At 73.3% G+C, this 15,184-nt stretch carries 10 protein-coding genes; 3 read left to right on the top strand and 7 right to left on the bottom strand.

The window, feature by feature from the left end; translation table 11 throughout:
- Positions 1 to 2: 2 nt before the first annotated feature.
- Entirely contained in the window at positions 3 to 1,913 is a 1,911-nt protein-coding gene (locus QI633_RS02880; RefSeq protein ID WP_141800471.1) for a hypothetical protein, read from the bottom strand.
- A 148-nt stretch (positions 1,914 to 2,061) separates the two neighbouring features.
- Between QI633_RS02880 and QI633_RS02875 the strand changes: the two genes are divergently transcribed.
- Together QI633_RS02875 and QI633_RS02870 are read left to right on the top strand one after the other, a co-directional pair.
- Complete coding sequence (locus QI633_RS02875) at positions 2,062 to 4,185, top strand: hypothetical protein (protein ID WP_282428023.1); 2,124 nt, start codon at positions 2,062 to 2,064, stop codon at positions 4,183 to 4,185.
- Positions 4,175 to 5,089: a glycosyltransferase family 2 protein gene (locus tag QI633_RS02870; protein ID WP_282428022.1), complete on the top strand. Its 915-nt coding sequence runs from the start codon at positions 4,175 to 4,177 to the stop codon at positions 5,087 to 5,089. Before QI633_RS02875 ends, QI633_RS02870 begins: the two co-directional genes overlap by 11 nt.
- Positions 5,090 to 5,093: 4 nt before the next feature.
- Here QI633_RS02870 and QI633_RS02865 read toward each other — a convergent pair whose 3' ends face one another.
- On the bottom strand, positions 5,094 to 6,524 hold the full coding sequence (locus QI633_RS02865) for a hypothetical protein (protein WP_282428021.1): 1,431 nt from the start codon (positions 6,522 to 6,524) through the stop codon (positions 5,094 to 5,096).
- A gap of 842 nt (positions 6,525 to 7,366) precedes the next feature.
- Here QI633_RS02865 and QI633_RS02860 point away from each other — a divergent pair.
- Entirely contained in the window at positions 7,367 to 8,884 is a 1,518-nt protein-coding gene (locus QI633_RS02860) for a carbohydrate binding domain-containing protein (protein WP_282428020.1), read from the top strand.
- Positions 8,885 to 8,923: 39 nt separating this feature from the next.
- Here the strand turns inward: QI633_RS02860 and QI633_RS02855 are convergent, their stop codons facing one another.
- From QI633_RS02855 to QI633_RS02835, 5 genes are read right to left on the bottom strand one after another with little or no spacing between them, the layout of a single operon-like run.
- Positions 8,924 to 10,093, bottom strand: coding sequence for a hypothetical protein (locus QI633_RS02855; protein ID WP_282428019.1), 1,170 nt, complete (start codon positions 10,091 to 10,093; stop codon positions 8,924 to 8,926).
- 5 nt (positions 10,094 to 10,098) lie between these two features.
- Positions 10,099 to 11,298, bottom strand: a complete 1,200-nt coding sequence (locus QI633_RS02850) for a ParB N-terminal domain-containing protein (RefSeq protein ID WP_282428018.1) — start codon at positions 11,296 to 11,298, stop codon at positions 10,099 to 10,101.
- Complete coding sequence (locus tag QI633_RS02845; protein ID WP_141800478.1) at positions 11,295 to 12,179, bottom strand: sulfotransferase domain-containing protein; 885 nt, start codon at positions 12,177 to 12,179, stop codon at positions 11,295 to 11,297. Before QI633_RS02845 ends, QI633_RS02850 begins: the two co-directional genes overlap by 4 nt.
- The gene (locus tag QI633_RS02840; RefSeq protein WP_282428017.1) at positions 12,176 to 13,651 is read right to left on the bottom strand and encodes a polysaccharide biosynthesis C-terminal domain-containing protein; all 1,476 of its coding nucleotides are present in this window, start codon (positions 13,649 to 13,651) and stop codon (positions 12,176 to 12,178) included. The genes QI633_RS02845 and QI633_RS02840 overlap by 4 nt, the downstream gene beginning before the upstream one ends.
- Positions 13,648 to 15,054, bottom strand: coding sequence for a hypothetical protein (locus QI633_RS02835; RefSeq protein WP_282428016.1), 1,407 nt, complete (start codon positions 15,052 to 15,054; stop codon positions 13,648 to 13,650). Before QI633_RS02835 ends, QI633_RS02840 begins: the two co-directional genes overlap by 4 nt.
- Positions 15,055 to 15,184 lie beyond the last annotated feature (130 nt).

The following is a 15,184-nucleotide window of genomic DNA, read 5'->3' as shown; positions in this document are numbered from 1 at the left end:
ACTCAGCCGCCCTGCACCGGAGGACCGGCGAACACCACGCCCGGCGTCCAGGTGCCGCGGACCGCGGCCACTTCGCCGCTCGGGCGGCCGGACTGCGCGGTCTGGGTCCAGCCGGTGCGCCGCAGGCGCCCCGACCCGGTGACCCAGTACAGGTGCTTGCCGGCGACGAACATGCCCCGCACCCGGCGCGGCGCGAAGCCACCGACCCGTCGCGACGCCACCAGTCGCTGGGCACCGACGATGCCGCTCTCGGGGTTGAAGTAGCGGTAGTGGAGGGCCCGGGAGCCGGCGAGGGTGAAGTAGATCCGTCCGCGGTCGTAGAACATCCCGGTCACACTCGCCAGCTCGGCCCGCCAGGCCAGCAGCGGCGTCACTGCATCGGCTGCGTCGACGGGCTCGGCCGGGCCGTAGCCGCTGCCGTCGAAGGCACGCCGGGTGAAGGACCCGTCCCGCCCGGCGACGTACAGCCGGCCGTCGAGCAGGAACGCACCGGCGACCGCTCCCCAGTCCGGCCCGCCGGGCACCGCCGACGCGGGTCCGGCCCGGCCACCCCGGTGGCTGCGGCGGAGCAGGTCGCTGCCGCGGCCGTTGTAGACGGTCGCGGGGCTGCGCGGCGTCGCGAGCGCCGGGTACGACGCCCCGCCGGTCGGGAGCAGCGCGATCCGGGCGCGCACCTGGTCACCGATCCGGTCCGTGTCGGAGCCGACCCACAGCCCGGCGCCCGTCGCGAGCAGGTCGCCGACGCCGATCCCCTTGGAGCGACCCGGATTCCAGCTGAACGGAAGGCCGTTCACGGGGCTGAGCGCGGCGATGCCCTCGCGGCTCACGGCCCCCGGGCCGGCGGTGTTGGAGCCGAACGGGTTGTTGAGCCAACGCTGGTGGCCGCCGACGTACACCGCTCCCGCGGTGACCTCGACCGACTGGAGGGTGTCGCCCCCGGTCGACGAGATCCACGACGGTCGAGCGGCACGGTCGGTGCCACGGGTCTCGAAGCGCGCGACGCTGTCGCACGGCGATCCGGGACCACCGGGACCTCCGGAGGTGGCGACGACGAAGTACGAGCCGTCCGGTGCGAAGGCGACGTCGCGGACGTAGCTGTAGTAGATGTCCACACAGGTGGCTGCGTAGAAGCGGGTGTGGAAGGACGTGGCCCGCGCGCCGTGCCGCAGGTCGAGCACGGCGAGCTGCGAACGCCGCTCGCCCTGGACCGAGCGGAAGTTGCCGATCAGCGCCAGGTAGCGCCCGTTCGCGCTGACGTCGATCCGCGAGACCGAGGTGCGGCCGAGGCCGCGCCGGGCCCGTCCGGCGACTGCCAGGTCCGGGTTGCTCCGAGCCCGCCCGGTCCGCGGCGCGAGCACCGCGAGCGCGCGCCGATTGTGCCCGCCGATGCGGGAGAACGCGCCCGCGACCCAGAGCCTGTTGCGGACCAGGCGCAGGTCCCGGACCGGGCCGTCGACCCGACCTGCGTCGAAGCCCGGCACCACCGAGCCGCCGGCGAGCGCGACCTGCGCGACCCCCGGCCGCGGCAGCCCGCCGATCCGGGCGAACTCTCCGCCGACGTACACCGTCCCGTCACGGCCGACCGCGACGGCGTTGACCGCTCCGTCCGGGTCGGGGTGGAAGCCCGGGTCGATCCGGCCGGTCGCGGCGTCGAAGGAGAGCAGACCGCGGCGCGGGAGCACCACGTCGCTGCCGTCGTCGCTCGCCCGGGTGAAGCTGCCGCCGAGGATCACCGTGCCACCCACCTGCACGACGGCGAGGACCTCGCCGTCGAGCACCTGCGGGGTGCCGGCGACCGGCTGCTCACCGACCAGGGAGCCGCCGCTCTCGGAGCCCGCCGAGGCCGGCGCGACCAGCAGCGCCGACCCCAGGAGGGTGACGCAGCAGAGCACGACTGCAGCGATCCGTGTCATGGCGACCTCCCCTCCCCACCGGTCCGATGAACGGGTTCACGTGGTCACTGGCGACAGTAGGACGGTCCAACCGGAGCCATGGCGGGTGCGCCGTTAGTCCCCCAAAATTGGTGAGCCGCCACGAGCGGAGGCCGGGTTCGCTTGCTCCATGACGTCCGCCACGTCACCGGGGGACCGGCCCGGACGGGGACCGACAGGGCGAGCCGAGCGCTGCTTCGTCGTCGGGATCGTCGGCCTGCCCCTGTGGTGGGTGCTGGGGTTGGCGTCCGTCGTGCCCCTGCTGGTCGCCGTACCGCTGCTGCTGGACCTGCGGCGCCGCCGGCGGGTCGTGGTGCCGTCCGGGTTCGGGTGGTGGCTGCTCTTCCTGGCCTGGGTCGCGCTCGGCGTCGGCACGCTGTGGGCCGCGGCCCCGGGTGCCGTCGACGACGGCGGAGCGGGGCGGCTGATGGTGTTCGGCTACCGGCTGTGCTGGTACGTCGCGTCCACCGTCGTGCTGGTCTGGCTCGGCAACACCCCGCCGGACCGGATCTCCGACCGGGTCGTGCACCGGATGATGGCGGCGGTGTTCGTCGTCGCCGTGGCCGGCGGGCTGCTCGGTCTGGTGGCACCGGACCTGTCGATCACGACGCTGGCCGAGCGGGTGCTCCCTCACGGCCTGCGCAGCAACGGCTTCGTGAGCACGCTGGTCTCGGCGCGGGCCTCGGACGTGCAGACCGTCCTCGGCGTCCCGGAGCCCCGGCCCAAGGCCCCGTTCCCCTACACGAACACGTGGGGCAGCGTGATGTCGCTGGGCCTGGTCTACTTCGTCGCGACCGTCGCGCGCTCGCGCTCCCGGTTGCGCCTGCTCGCGCCGGTCGTGCTGGCGCTGGCCGCGATCCCCGTCGTGTGGAGCCTCAACCGCGGGCTGTGGCTGGCGGTCGGCAGCTGCTGCATCGGCCTGCTCGTGCTGCTGGCGACCCGCCGCAACCACACGGCGCTCGCCGGGCTGGCGGTGGTGGTCGTCCTCGGCGGCTTCGCGCTGACCAGCACCCCGCTCGGTACGACGATCTCCGAGCGCCTCAGCCATCCGCACAGCAACGAGCGCCGCTCCCAGCTGCTGGTCGCGACGGTCGACTCGATGACCCGCGGCTCGCCCGTCGTGGGCTTCGGCAGCACCCGCAACGTGGCGGGCACCTTCACCTCGATCGCCGGTGGCGCGAAGCCGGACTGCCCCGCCTGTGGCGTGCCCCCGCTCGGCACCCAGGGCCAGCTGTGGCTGGTGCTGTTCTCCCAGGGCTGGGTGGGGACCGTGTTCTTCCTGGCGTTCTTCGTGCTCGCGCTGCGACGGACCTGGCGATGTCGGACGCTGAACCAGACCGTCGCGACGTTCGTGATCGGCGTCTTCCTGCTCCAGCTGTCGGTCTACGACACGATGGAGCTCCCGATGATGCTGGTGATGACCGCCATCGGCCTGGCCTGGCGCGAGCAGGGCGGCGGCAGCCGGCTGCGGTCCCCCGGCCGGCGGGCCGCGGTGGTCGTGGCCGGTACGGCGGCGCTCGGCGGGCTCCTCGGTGCGGCCACCACGCTCCGCCACGACCCGCACCGCACCAGCACGGTCACCGTCGCGCTCACCCCGTCGCCGACGTACCTGGACGTGGGCGACTTCGCCCGCGAGGTGACCGTGGGGGCGCTGGTCGACCAGCCGGTGGTCCAGCCGGTCGCCGCGACCATCGACACCGAGGCCGCGCTGGTCCGCTCCCAGCGGGCGCTCGCCCGCGCCGGGCAGCGGGTCGCGATGTCACCCCGCGAGCTGCGCGACGACATCAGCGTCACGGCGCCCCCGCTGTCGACGGTGCTGCAGCTGACCCTGACCACGGCGGCACCGCACGACCCCGAGGCCGCCGCGCGGGCCGTCGCCGAGGAGTACCTCGCCGAACGGCGCACCTACCTGGAGGACCGGCGCACCACGCTCGTCGCGCGGCTCCAGGAGCGGCTGGCCGCCATCGACCCGACCGATCCCGCGTGGGCCGCCACCCGGACCTACCTGCGCGCCGCGATCGACCACCTCACGACCCACCGGCCCGACGCCGGGACCCTGATCCGGCTCACGCCCGCGCGCCCCGTCGGCGCGGACCGCGGCGTACCGGTGACCAGCGGACTCGCGCTCGGCGGTCTCGCGGGACTGATCGGCGTACGCCTGCCCCGGCGCAGGCGCAGCAAGACCCGAACAACAAGAGAGCCCCCGGCCGGTCCGCCGGCGAGGGCCGAGGAGGTGCTGGTCCATGCAGGATGACATCTGGCCCGAGGTCGACGTCGTGATCGCGACCCACGACCGCCCCGTCATGGTGCGCGAGGCGATCGCGGCGGTGCTCGAGCAGGAGTATCCCGGTCGCATCCGCGTGATCGTCGTCTTCGACCGCTCCGAGCCCGACCCGCTGCTCGTGCGGACCACGGTCGAGCGGCAGGTCGACGTGGTCCGCAACACCCGCAGTCCCGGGCTCGCGGGCGCCCGCAACACCGGGATCCTCGCCGGCCGCGGCGACCTGGTCGCCTTCTGCGACGACGACGACCTCTGGCTCCCCGACAAGCTGCGCCGCCAGGTGCGCGCACTCGCCGGCAGCACCGCCCCGACGTCGGTCACCGGCATCGAGGTGACCTACGACGGCACCACCACCCGCCGGGTGCCGGCGCCGGCCGAGCTCGAGCTGCGCCACCTGGTCCGGCACCGGACGATGGCCGCGCACCCGTCCTCGGTCGTCGTACGGCGGCACGACCTCGTGCACCGGATCGGGCTCGTCGACGAGGAGATCCCCGGCAGCTACGGCGAGGACTTCGACTGGATGATCCGCGCCGCACAGCACGGCGGCTTCGCGCTCGTGGAGGCGCCGCTGGTGCGGGTGCGGTGGGGCGGGTCCCAGTTCTCCCAGCAGTGGGCGACCATCGCGGCCGCGATCGACTACGGCCTGGCCAAGCATCCGGTCTTCTTCGACGACCGGCGGGCCCTGGCCCGCGAGACCGGTCGCAAGGCGTTCGCCCTCGCCGCCCTCGGCCGCCGCGACGCCCTCCCCTGGGCCGCCCGGACCGCCTGGAGCTCACCGCTCGAGCCGCGTGCGTACCTGGCCGCGGCGGTCGCGCTGCACCTGGTGAGCGCCGAGCGGCTGTTGCACCTGGCTCATCGGCGGGGGCACGGGATCTGAGCCGTCAGGCCGCGAAGGCTCCGGCGAGCTCGACCGACTGCTGCGCGAGCAGGTGGTACTCGGCTCGGGTGATGGGTCGGGTGCCGCCGCCGGTGACGAGGCGGTAGAGACCGTGGGGTGTGCCCCAGATCCATCGGTCGGGCCCGAGCTGCAGGACGGTATAGCCGGAGACATGCGTCTTGGCGCGATGGTGGGGCCGGGTGAGGGGCGTGTCGTTGTGATCACCGGTCTGGCCGGGTGGGCCGTGCTTGTCGTACGGCGTGGTGTGGTCGTGGTCCGGTGCCCGACCTTGTTTCGTGAAGAGGTTGGTGGCGTGGGGGAACACGTCCCCGACCGTGCGTAGCTGGGTGCGACGTTTGACGTCGGTGGGGTGCTCGTAGCCGTTGACCGACCGTCCGGTGTGCAGGTCGATGACCGGTTGGACGGTGATGGTCGCGTGCCGGCGCAGGAGGTTGCGGACCTGGGCGAGGAGCCTCGGGCCGAGGTTCTCGATGCGGGCGAGGGGTCCGAACTCGCCGGTGTCGGTCAGGGAGATGTGGACGATGAGCTCGGCGGTCGGGCTGCGGTGGTCTCGTGACGGTTGCTGCGCAACCTCCTCGACCTCCGGGGTTGACGGTTGCTGCGCAGCCTCCTCGACCTCCTCTGCCTGCGAGGTGTCGTCGATGCTGTTCAGGAAGGCGAGGACGGCGGCGGGGTCGGCGAGCATGGCGAACGCCTCGGCCCGCCAGTGGTCCAACGAGAATGGTTCGGCACCGTCGGGGACGTCGGCGTGCTCGGCGAGGGCAGCTGCGAGGTCGTCGACGGTGTGTTGGTGGGCGAGGGCGTCGGCCTCGTCGAGCCGCGCGAACACCGTCCCGATCCCCGCAGTGCCGTCGGTGTCGTCGACCTGGGATCCGGGGCGGGGCTTGGGGTACCAGACGCCCTTGTCGTTCTGATTCTTGCTGATCCGGGCCTGGTGGGCGACGGGGTCGGCCTCGATCACCTTGGCTTCAGCGATCGCGAGAATCCGCGACGGTGCCTCGTCCAGAGCAGCAGCCACCGCGGTGTCGACGACCCGTACCTGGTGGCGGTCGAGGCTGCGGGACATCCGTACAACCCGCCGCACCACCCACACCTCACAACGTCCCTCGCGGACCCCGACCCACACGGACGGGAGGCGGTGACGCAGGTCGAACGCATCGGCCAACGCGCCACGGGTCACGAGCACGTGCTCGTGACGGGCGATCGCCATCTCGACCAGCGCGAGGTCGGCCACCTCCGGAGTCCCGTCGCCACCCAGGGCGATGAGCCGCGGCCCACCGAACCGGACCGGGACCGCGCCAGGTTCGGCCTGCGGGTCACCGGAGTGCAGATCGGCCCAGGCCAGCGGCAGTTCCAGCTGCTGGACCTCGTGGAGCCGGCGGATCCGGACGCCGTCGTCGGCCGCGTGGAGCAACTGCTCCGGCGTGGCATCCGAAGGTCCGAGATCATGCCTCGATTCTATCGCACACATGTTCGAATGACGGGGCCTGTCGGGGACTTTCTCCTTGTTTCTAGGGGTTTTCGACCGCGCGCGAACCGCAGCCCGACCGCGGAACCCAGCCACCTCCCGACCTTCCTCGTCGCTGCCTTTCGGAACGCAACCGGCTACGCACCCGAAGGCCCGCGGACAGTTCGCGCAAACGGCCCCGGTGGTTTCGAGGCTCGTCGCTGGCGCTCCTCGCACCTCAACCACCGGACGAGGATTGGTTGCGGTGGTCTCGTGACGGTCGCTGCGCGACCTCCTCGACCTCCGGACGCGGACCGCGGCCCGACCGCGGAACCCGACCATCTCCGCACTGTCCTCGTTGCTGCCTTTCGGATCTCAACCACCGACGCCACCGAAGCCCGCGGACAGTTGGCACGGATGGCCCCGGTGGTTTCGAGGCTCGTCGCTAGCGCTCCTCGCACCTCAACCACCGGACGAGGCGTCATCATGGTTTCGTGACGGGCGATCGCCATCCCCAGCAAGCACGGGTCGACCACCTGCGGCATGCCGTCCGAGAGGTGCAGGATCATGACTCGATCCCGTCGCGCACATGCTGGAACGAACAGGTCTTCTCGACGACCTTCCCTTGTCGTCCAGGACGGTTTCGAGGTTGGTCGGGTGGTTTCGAGGCTCGTCGCTGGCGCTCCTCGCACCTCAACCACCGCAGGGCCCGTCGCTGGCGCTCCTCGGACCTCGACCACCGCATGCGCCGTACCTCAAATGGGGGAGGATATTGGCCCCGAACTCTCCTTCCGGTTCCAATCGAGCCGATGACAAGAGAGAACGAGGGCCGTAATCCCGCTCCCACGGCCCCGGAGATCCGGGGAGGTGGCGTCGTGCAGGACGCCGAGAAGACAAAGAACAAGAACGGCCTCGTGCGGTGGCTCTGGCTACCGGTCCTGGCTGCGGTGCTGATGGCCAGCGCCGTCGCGGCGGTGCCGACGTCGGCGCAGCCCGGCACGGCAGCGAAGGAGACGGTCCCGACCGGCACCTTCGAGTCGCACCTGGACGGGTTCGCCGGTGTCGGCGGCAGCCGGGTGAAGCTCTCGCGCACCGGCGCGGGACGCAACCACAGCCGGGCGCTGGTCGTCCGGACCAAGAAGCACGGGCCGGCCGCGGCCGTGAGCAAGCGCAAGTTCGGCGGCGCCCACGCCAAGGGCACGGCGTACGTCGTGCGGGCCTGGGTCCGATCGACCGGCCAGCGCGCCGTCGCGCTGCGGGTCCGTGAGGTCAAGGGACACACCCTGCAGACCAAGACGAGGACCGTGAACGCCAAGGGCCGGGCCTGGACCCGGGTGAAGGTCAAGATGACCGCGAAGGCGGCGAACTCGGTGTTCAAGCTCCGATTCCGTACGCCGTCGCTCACCTCGGGGCAGCGCCTGCTGGTCGACGACCTGCGGGTCACCCCCCGTGGCGGCAAGGGCGCGGCGGGCACGCTGACCAACGGCTGCAGCCGGGACGCGCGCGGCATCCCCGCGTGCGGCACGTACATCGGCGCGGCCCACGGCGGCAACACGGACCCCACCGCGCTCGAGCAGCAGCTCGGCAGCAAGCTCGCGGTGCGCCGTACCTATTACACCGGCACCGGCGTCTCCAGCGCCGTCAAGACCGCCACGACCGACCTGGCCGCCGGCCGGCTGCCGTGGATCAGCTTCAAGCCGCCGTACAGCTGGACCGAGATGGCCGACGGCAAGGGCGACGCCTGGGCGAGTGACCTCGCGCAGCGCCTGGCCGCGCTCGACGGCCCGGTCTGGGTGGCCTTCCACCACGAGCCGGAGAACGACGGCGACATCCAGGAGTGGCGCCGGATGCAGGAGCACCTCGCGCCGATCATCCGCGGCATCGCCCCGAACGTGGCGTTCACCGTGATCGTGACCGGCTGGCACCAGTTCTACGGCGACCCGCAGTACAGCCTGGCGAACATCTGGCCGCGGGGCGTGAAGATCGACGTCGCGGGCTTCGACATCTACCAGGAGTACGGCGCGGTCAAGGACGGCAAGATGGACCTGCGCTGGGTCGACATGCCCGGCTACTTCCAGAAGATCGCGGCCTGGGCTCGCACCGTCGACGTCGACTGGGCGCTCGGCGAGACCGGGATCACCGACAAGGCGGCCGTCGACCGGCCGACCGAGATCGCCAACACCGTGCAGAGCATGGAGGACTTCGGCGGGATCGCCTACTCCTACTTCGACAGCGAGCTCAACAGCACCGCTCCGTGGACGCTCGGCACCCCGGAGAAGCTCAACGAGTTCGCCCAGGTGCTGGCCGGATCGCCGCACCTGCGCTGAGCGTAGGCCGAGATCCCCTCTCGAGCGCCTGCCCCGGGTTCACACCTGGGTCAGGCGCTCGAGTGCGATCAGGGTCTGCATCGCGCGCGGCGAGATGTGCTCGCCGCCGGGCACCTCCACCAGGCGCAGGTAGCGGGTCAGGATCGCGACCAGGTAGAGCAGGCTCGTCACGTGCGGCTCGCCACCGAGGCTGCGGTCGCGGTACGACGCGAAGCACAGTGCGCGCAGCACGCCCTCCGGTGACGTCGGCACGCCGGCGTTGAACGAGTTCACGACGTAGTGCAGCGGGTCCAGGCCCATCGGCACGCCGGTCTCGAACCGCTCCCAGTCCCACAGCAGGACGGCGTCGCCGGCGATCGCCATGTTCCACGGGGTCCAGTCGCCGTGCCAGGCACCCCAGCTCAGCTCCCGGCGGCCGACGATCGAGTCGACGCGCTCCATCGCCCGCCCGAAGCGGCCGCGCAGCACCGGGTCCGTCAGCGCGCCGGTCGCCTCCCACTGGCGGTGCCACCACGCGGAGTCGGCGAGCCGCCCGTCCGGCGAGGCGAAGGACGACGCGAGCTCGGTCATCGCCTCCTCGGGGGGCGTCCAGGACCGCCGGTGCCGACGCCAGGGCGAGGGCTGCAGCGGTCCGATCACGAGGACCGGCCGCCCGGCCCACGACGTACGGGCCAGCAAGGGGGGTGGGACCACGTGCTCGTACGAGAGCGCCGTCACGGTCGCCAGGGCCCGGCCCTCCGCGGTGACGTCGGCGCAGGTGTTCTCCGACCAGCCGACCTTGGCGAACGCCCGGCAACGGCCGTCCTCGTCGAAGACCTGCAGCACCGGCTTCCGGTTCACCCGGGCGGTGCCGATGCTGATGCTGAAGCTGACCCTGGTCCCGAGGACCTCCGAGAGGTGCTCGGCCAGCCCGTCGTGGCCGCCGCGGATCTCGACCCGCTGCCGCAGCAGGCCGGGGACGGCGCGCACGGCGGCACCCGCGGCCACCCGGGTCGTCGTCTCCCACCACGAGGAGGCGGTGCTGAACCGGCGCAGCGAGGCGCCGGCGGCCGTCGCCGACTCCACCGGCACGAGGACGGTGGGGTCCTCGCCACGGCTGAGCAGGGCGTAGCGGGCACGGACCGGCCGGCCGTCGCCCGCCGTACCGGCCGGGACGACGTCGGCGCCGGGCCACAGCTCGGCGACCGTCTCGAGGAGCTCGCTGGTCACCGCGCTCACCGGTCCCCGCGGGTGCACACGAACAGGTGCCGCCCGTAGTTCTCGGCGTACGGGCCGACCGCGTCGCGGTCGGGGCCGAGGTCGAGGACCTGGTCGAAGGTGGTGTTGGTCAGCAGGAACTCGCGGATGTGCTCGGGGTTCCAGCCGCGCAGCGACTTGTGGAACCAGCGCTCGTGCTCCTGCCCGGTGTCGAAGAAGAGCACCCGCCGCGTCGACCTGTCGAGCAGCCGGATCAGCTCGACCTCGTCGCAGGCACCGCGGCCGAGGACGAAGTGGTGCAGCAGGCTGAAGCACGACACCACGTCCCACTGCTCCCGGGTCCCGCGCAGGGCGTCAACGACGTCACCGATCCGGATCCGGTCCGGGTCGACGCCGTAGACCAGCCGGCCCAGGGTGGCGCCGAGCGGGTCGCGCTCGATGCCCTCGGCCGCCATCCCGCGCTCCGCCATCTGGCCGACGAACCAGCCGTAGCAGCTGGCCACGTCGAGGTAGCTCCCCTCGAGCAGGCCCCGCGCGCGCAGGAAGGCCTCCATCGCCTCGAGCCGGTCGATGCAGCAGCGCACGATCGGCCACATCGCCGTGAGCTCGGGTGAGTCGACCGGCTGGTAGAGCTCCCGGCCGCCCTCGAGCCACGACATCTCGTGGAGCAGGTCCTGCAGCGGCGTGGTCACCTTGCCGCGGCGAACCCGCACGGGCATCGTGGTCGCCCCGGCCGCGGCGGCCAGCGCGATCCGGTGGTGGCCGTCGATCACCTGGAAGCAGCTCGAGTCCGCGATCGGTACGACGAGCACCGGCTGGCCCGGCGGCGAGTGCATCACCCCCGTCGGCACGTCGGCGGACCGACCCGCCGCGCGGGCGAGGACCTGCCGGGCCTGGGCCACGATCCCGGCGTCGTCGGTCGCGTCGAAGTAGACCCCGGTGTGTCGGATGCAGGCTCGTGCCATCCGCGCGTAGGAGGACCTGAGGATGTCCCGGTCGGACTGCTCGGGGCCGCGTTCCAGCAGGTGCGCGTGCGGCCCCTCGACGACCCGGCGCGAGGGCCACAGCGGGTCGATCATGGCCGTCGCGAACTCGTGTCCGGTCATCCCGTTCTGCCCCCCGAGGAGCAGGTGCGACAGGCGGACCTCACGGGTCCCGGCGTGCCACCTGGTGCCCCGGGCCAACCGGTGTCGGACGGGTGCGGAGAGAACGGTCATCGCGATGATTCCTTTCGCCAGCTGGGCACCCGGCCGAGAACCTCGGTGAGGCGGGCGTCGTGCTCGTCGAAGTGCCGCCGCAGGCGGGCCTCGAGGTCGGGTGGCAGCGGCTCGCCCGGCCGCTCGTTCCATCGGCCGACCTCGTCCGGGCGGTGCACCGGCAGGCCGAGTCGGCGCTGCAGGTCGACGTACACCGGGACCGGGTCGGCGAAGAGCTCGTCGGCCTCGACGACGTGCACGCGCTCGGGACCGAGCGCTGCGACGAAGCGGTCCAGCTGCGCGGCGTACTCACCGCGTTGGAGGTAGGCGTGGTGCCGGTGCTCGAAGCTGACGGCGCCCGGATCGGCGACCAGCAGTGCGGCGGCACCCGCCGTCCGCTCCCTCTCGCGGTCGACGGCCTCGGCGAACGGCAGCGTGTCGAACCCGCGGGCCAGCTCGTGGCGGTGGGCCGAGTGGGCGCGTGCGACGGGGTCGCGGACCATCGCCACGACCTGGACGCCCGGCAGCTCGCGGGCGATCCGCTCGGCCGCGAGCGGGTGGAAGAGGTAGTAGCCGCTGCACTCGAAGCTGGTCCGACGCCACCGGCCCGGTCGGCGTAGCGGGAAGTGGGCGCGGTACCAGCGCCGGCCGTGCCGGTAGCCGTCGTCGAAGTAGCCGGTGCCCTTGTCGACGGTGGGGCGACGCAGGTGCGGGTGCTCGCTGAGCAGGCGGAACAGGGTGGTCGTCCCGGCCCGCTGGGCGCCGACGACGATGACCGCCGGCTCCTCGCGCAGGTCGGCGGTCAGCCAGCCCCACCCGAGGAGGACCGCCCGCGCCGCACGGACCGCGGGCTCGGGCAGCCGGCGCCGGGCCCGGCCCGCGACCGCGCGCAGGCCGCTCATGCCGGCACCAGCTCGCGGCGCGCCGGGAGGAAGAGGTCGACGGCCAGCCGGGCACGCAGCCTCCACACCACGGCGGCGTACCCGACCGCGACGACCGCCGCGGCCAGCAGCCAGGTCGCCGGCGACAGGCCGCCGAGCAGCTGGAGCGCGGCGAGCGGCAGGCCGACGCAGCCGAGGGGAACGGCTGCGGCGAGGAGCAGGAGACGGCGCCCGGGCAGCAGCCCGATGTCGCCCCGGACCTGGACCACGGCGAGCGTGCACCGCACGACGACCGCGACCGCCCAGGCCAGCGCGGCGCCGGCGATGCCCATCCGGGGCACCAGCAGCAGGCACCCGCCGACGTCGATGACCAGCGCGACGAGGGTGTTGGCGAGGCTGCGGGTGCTGCGCCCGGTCATCAGGAGCAGGGTGTCGACGGGGCCGGAGGCGACCGCGACCAGCATCCCGCCGGCCATCACGAGGGCGACGGTGCGCGCGTCGTCGGTGGTGTACGCCGGCCCGAACCACCCGAGGTAGGCCAGCGGCGACGCCGCCACACACAGGTAGACCGGCCACGCCAGCAGCACGCTCCAACCGGTCGTCACCGCGAACACCCGGCTGAGCAGCGCGCGCCGTGCGCTCGCGTCCCCCTCGGCGCCGGCCAGGATCAGCGTGAACCGCGGCTGCACCACCGAGGACACCGCCTGGTTCGCCAGCTGACCGAAGACCACGAACCGGGTCGCCACGGTGTAGATCGCGGCGTCCGTGGGCGACAGCAGCCACGCCACCAGCACGATGTCGAGACGTTGCACGCCGACCTGCGCGATCCGGGCGGCCCCGCGGGCCCAGGTGAACCGCCAGAACGCGCGGGGCGTCACCGCCTCTCCCCCGCCCACCGCGGGCCGAGGGGTGCGCAGCACGCGGTGCAGGGCGCGGACCGCGAGCACCGCGCTCAGCAGGTACGCCGCCCCCCAGGCCAGCGCCAGCGCCGCGCCCGGCAGGCCGGCCACGACGACGGCGGTCACCAGCACGATCTGCGCCGCGGGGCGCACGATCCGCTCGATGAGCACGGCGGCCCGGAACCTGGCGTGGGCCTGGACCGCGGCCAGGCACAGGTCGGAGGTGGCGGCGAGCGGCAGCGCCCAGACCAGCCACCGGGTGTCGGGCCACCAGGTCGCCAGGGCCAGGGCCAGCCCGCCCGCCGCCACCAGCACGGGGACGGCCGCCATCACGACCAGTCGTCGTACGGCGGTCGGCTCGTCGGTTCGCAGCACGAACCGGGCCAGCCCGGTGTCCGTCCCGAGCCCGGCGGCCGCGAGCGCGACGACGAACAGCGCCGACGCGGCGAAGAACCGGCCGGCCGGGTCCGGGTCGACGCCCCGGGTCACCACCAGCACCAGCCCGAAGCCGGCGACGGTGCTGAGCACGGCGCCGAGCAGGGTCGCCGTGCTGCCCCGTGCGACGGCACGCAGGTGCTCGGAGGTATCGGTCACGACTCGTCCTCGCGGCCGTGGGTGAGGATCAGCCCGGCGACGACGGCGCCGGCCCGCTCGGCCTCGTCGGCGAGGACCGCGAGGTCGGCCTCGGTCGCCGTCCCCTGCGCGATCTCGGCCACCACGACGGTCGACGCGGCGAGCACGGCCCGCCCGACCGTCGTACCGAGTCCGGGCGAGCGGAGCAGCACCAGGTCGGCGCGCTTGGCGAGTTCGGCGAGGCTGCGGCGCATCTCGGCGGAGGCCGCGAGGTCGTCGAGGTTGTCGGGTGGCGATGGCGCGTCCTCCGCACCGGGCACGAGGGGACGCAGCCGGCTGCGGAAGTGGCCGTCCTCGACGAGGACGTCACTGACGACGGCGTCCTGCAGCACCAGCTCGGCCATCGCCTGCCGGTCCGCGCGGCGGGTCAGGTCGACGGCGACGACCTCGTAGCGGGCGCGCACGAACGAGTCGACGAGCGCGGGGAAGGCGATCGAGGGACCGGCAGCGACCGCGCCCACGGCGACGACGGGAGGCCGGTCCGAACCGACAGCGAGCACCACGGATCGCGCGTGGGCGATCACGTCGCTGTCGGCCCGGACCGGGGTCCAGAGCTCGCCGAGGACGGTCGGGCCGGCGTCGGCGAGGTCGTCCAGGTGCCGTACGACGTCCGGTGCCGCGCTGGTGCGGCGGACCACCGCGATCCCCAGCGCCACGAGGGCGGCGAGGAGACCCGCGATCCCACCGACCCGCGCCGGGGAGGCCCACAGCCCGGCGCCGACGACCTGCCCCGGGGTGACCACCTGGCCGGGGTCGAGCGCGACGGCCTGGGCCGCGGCGAGCTGGGCACGCAACGAGCTGATCTGGACGACGACCTCCTGCACCTGCTGCTGGATCAGCGCCCGCTCGGGTGCGTCGCTCTTGAGCTGGTCGAGATGGGCGACGGCCGCGTCCCGCTCGTCCTCGCGCTGCTTGACCAGCTCCTCGAGGCGCGAGGTCTGCTCGTAGACGGCCGACTCGGTGCGCGAGCGGCGGAACTCGAGGTAGACGTCGCCGAAGGCCGACGCCCGGGCCACCGCGGTCGCGTCGTCGTGGCCGCGTGCGGTGATCTGGAGCAGCTGGGTGTTGGGCGGCACCGTGACGGTGACGGCGGCGAGCAGGTCGGCCGGCGTACCGGTCTCGTGGAGCTGGTCGAGGACGGCGCGGGCCACCGTGTCCGAGCGCAGCACCTGTGCCTCGGTCTCGAGGTTGACCAGGTCGTCCCCCCGGCCGCCGGGGCTGTAGGCGTTGCCCTCCAGCGGGTGGAGCATGATCGTGGCGGTCGCGACGTGCTCCTGGGAGCGGCGCTGTGCCCAGCCCCAGGCGGCGGCACCCGCGAGCAGCCCCGCGAGGAGCGCGAGCACGACGACTCGCAGTGGAAACACACGACGCTGCTCCACGTCCACCTCCCCGGTCCAGGTCCGGCAGATCGGTCGGGGTCGACCGAGCCGGTCCGCTCGATGACCGGTTCATCATGGGCGCCCCCGGAGGCCGGGGAGCACGGAGTCGGCAGAT

Origin of the sequence: Nocardioides sp. QY071, assembly GCF_029961765.1 — a bacterium.
In the GTDB taxonomy this organism is placed as follows: domain Bacteria; phylum Actinomycetota; class Actinomycetes; order Propionibacteriales; family Nocardioidaceae; genus Nocardioides.
Note: the sequence above shows the minus strand (reverse complement) of the source record. Positions and strands in the feature narration are given on the sequence as shown.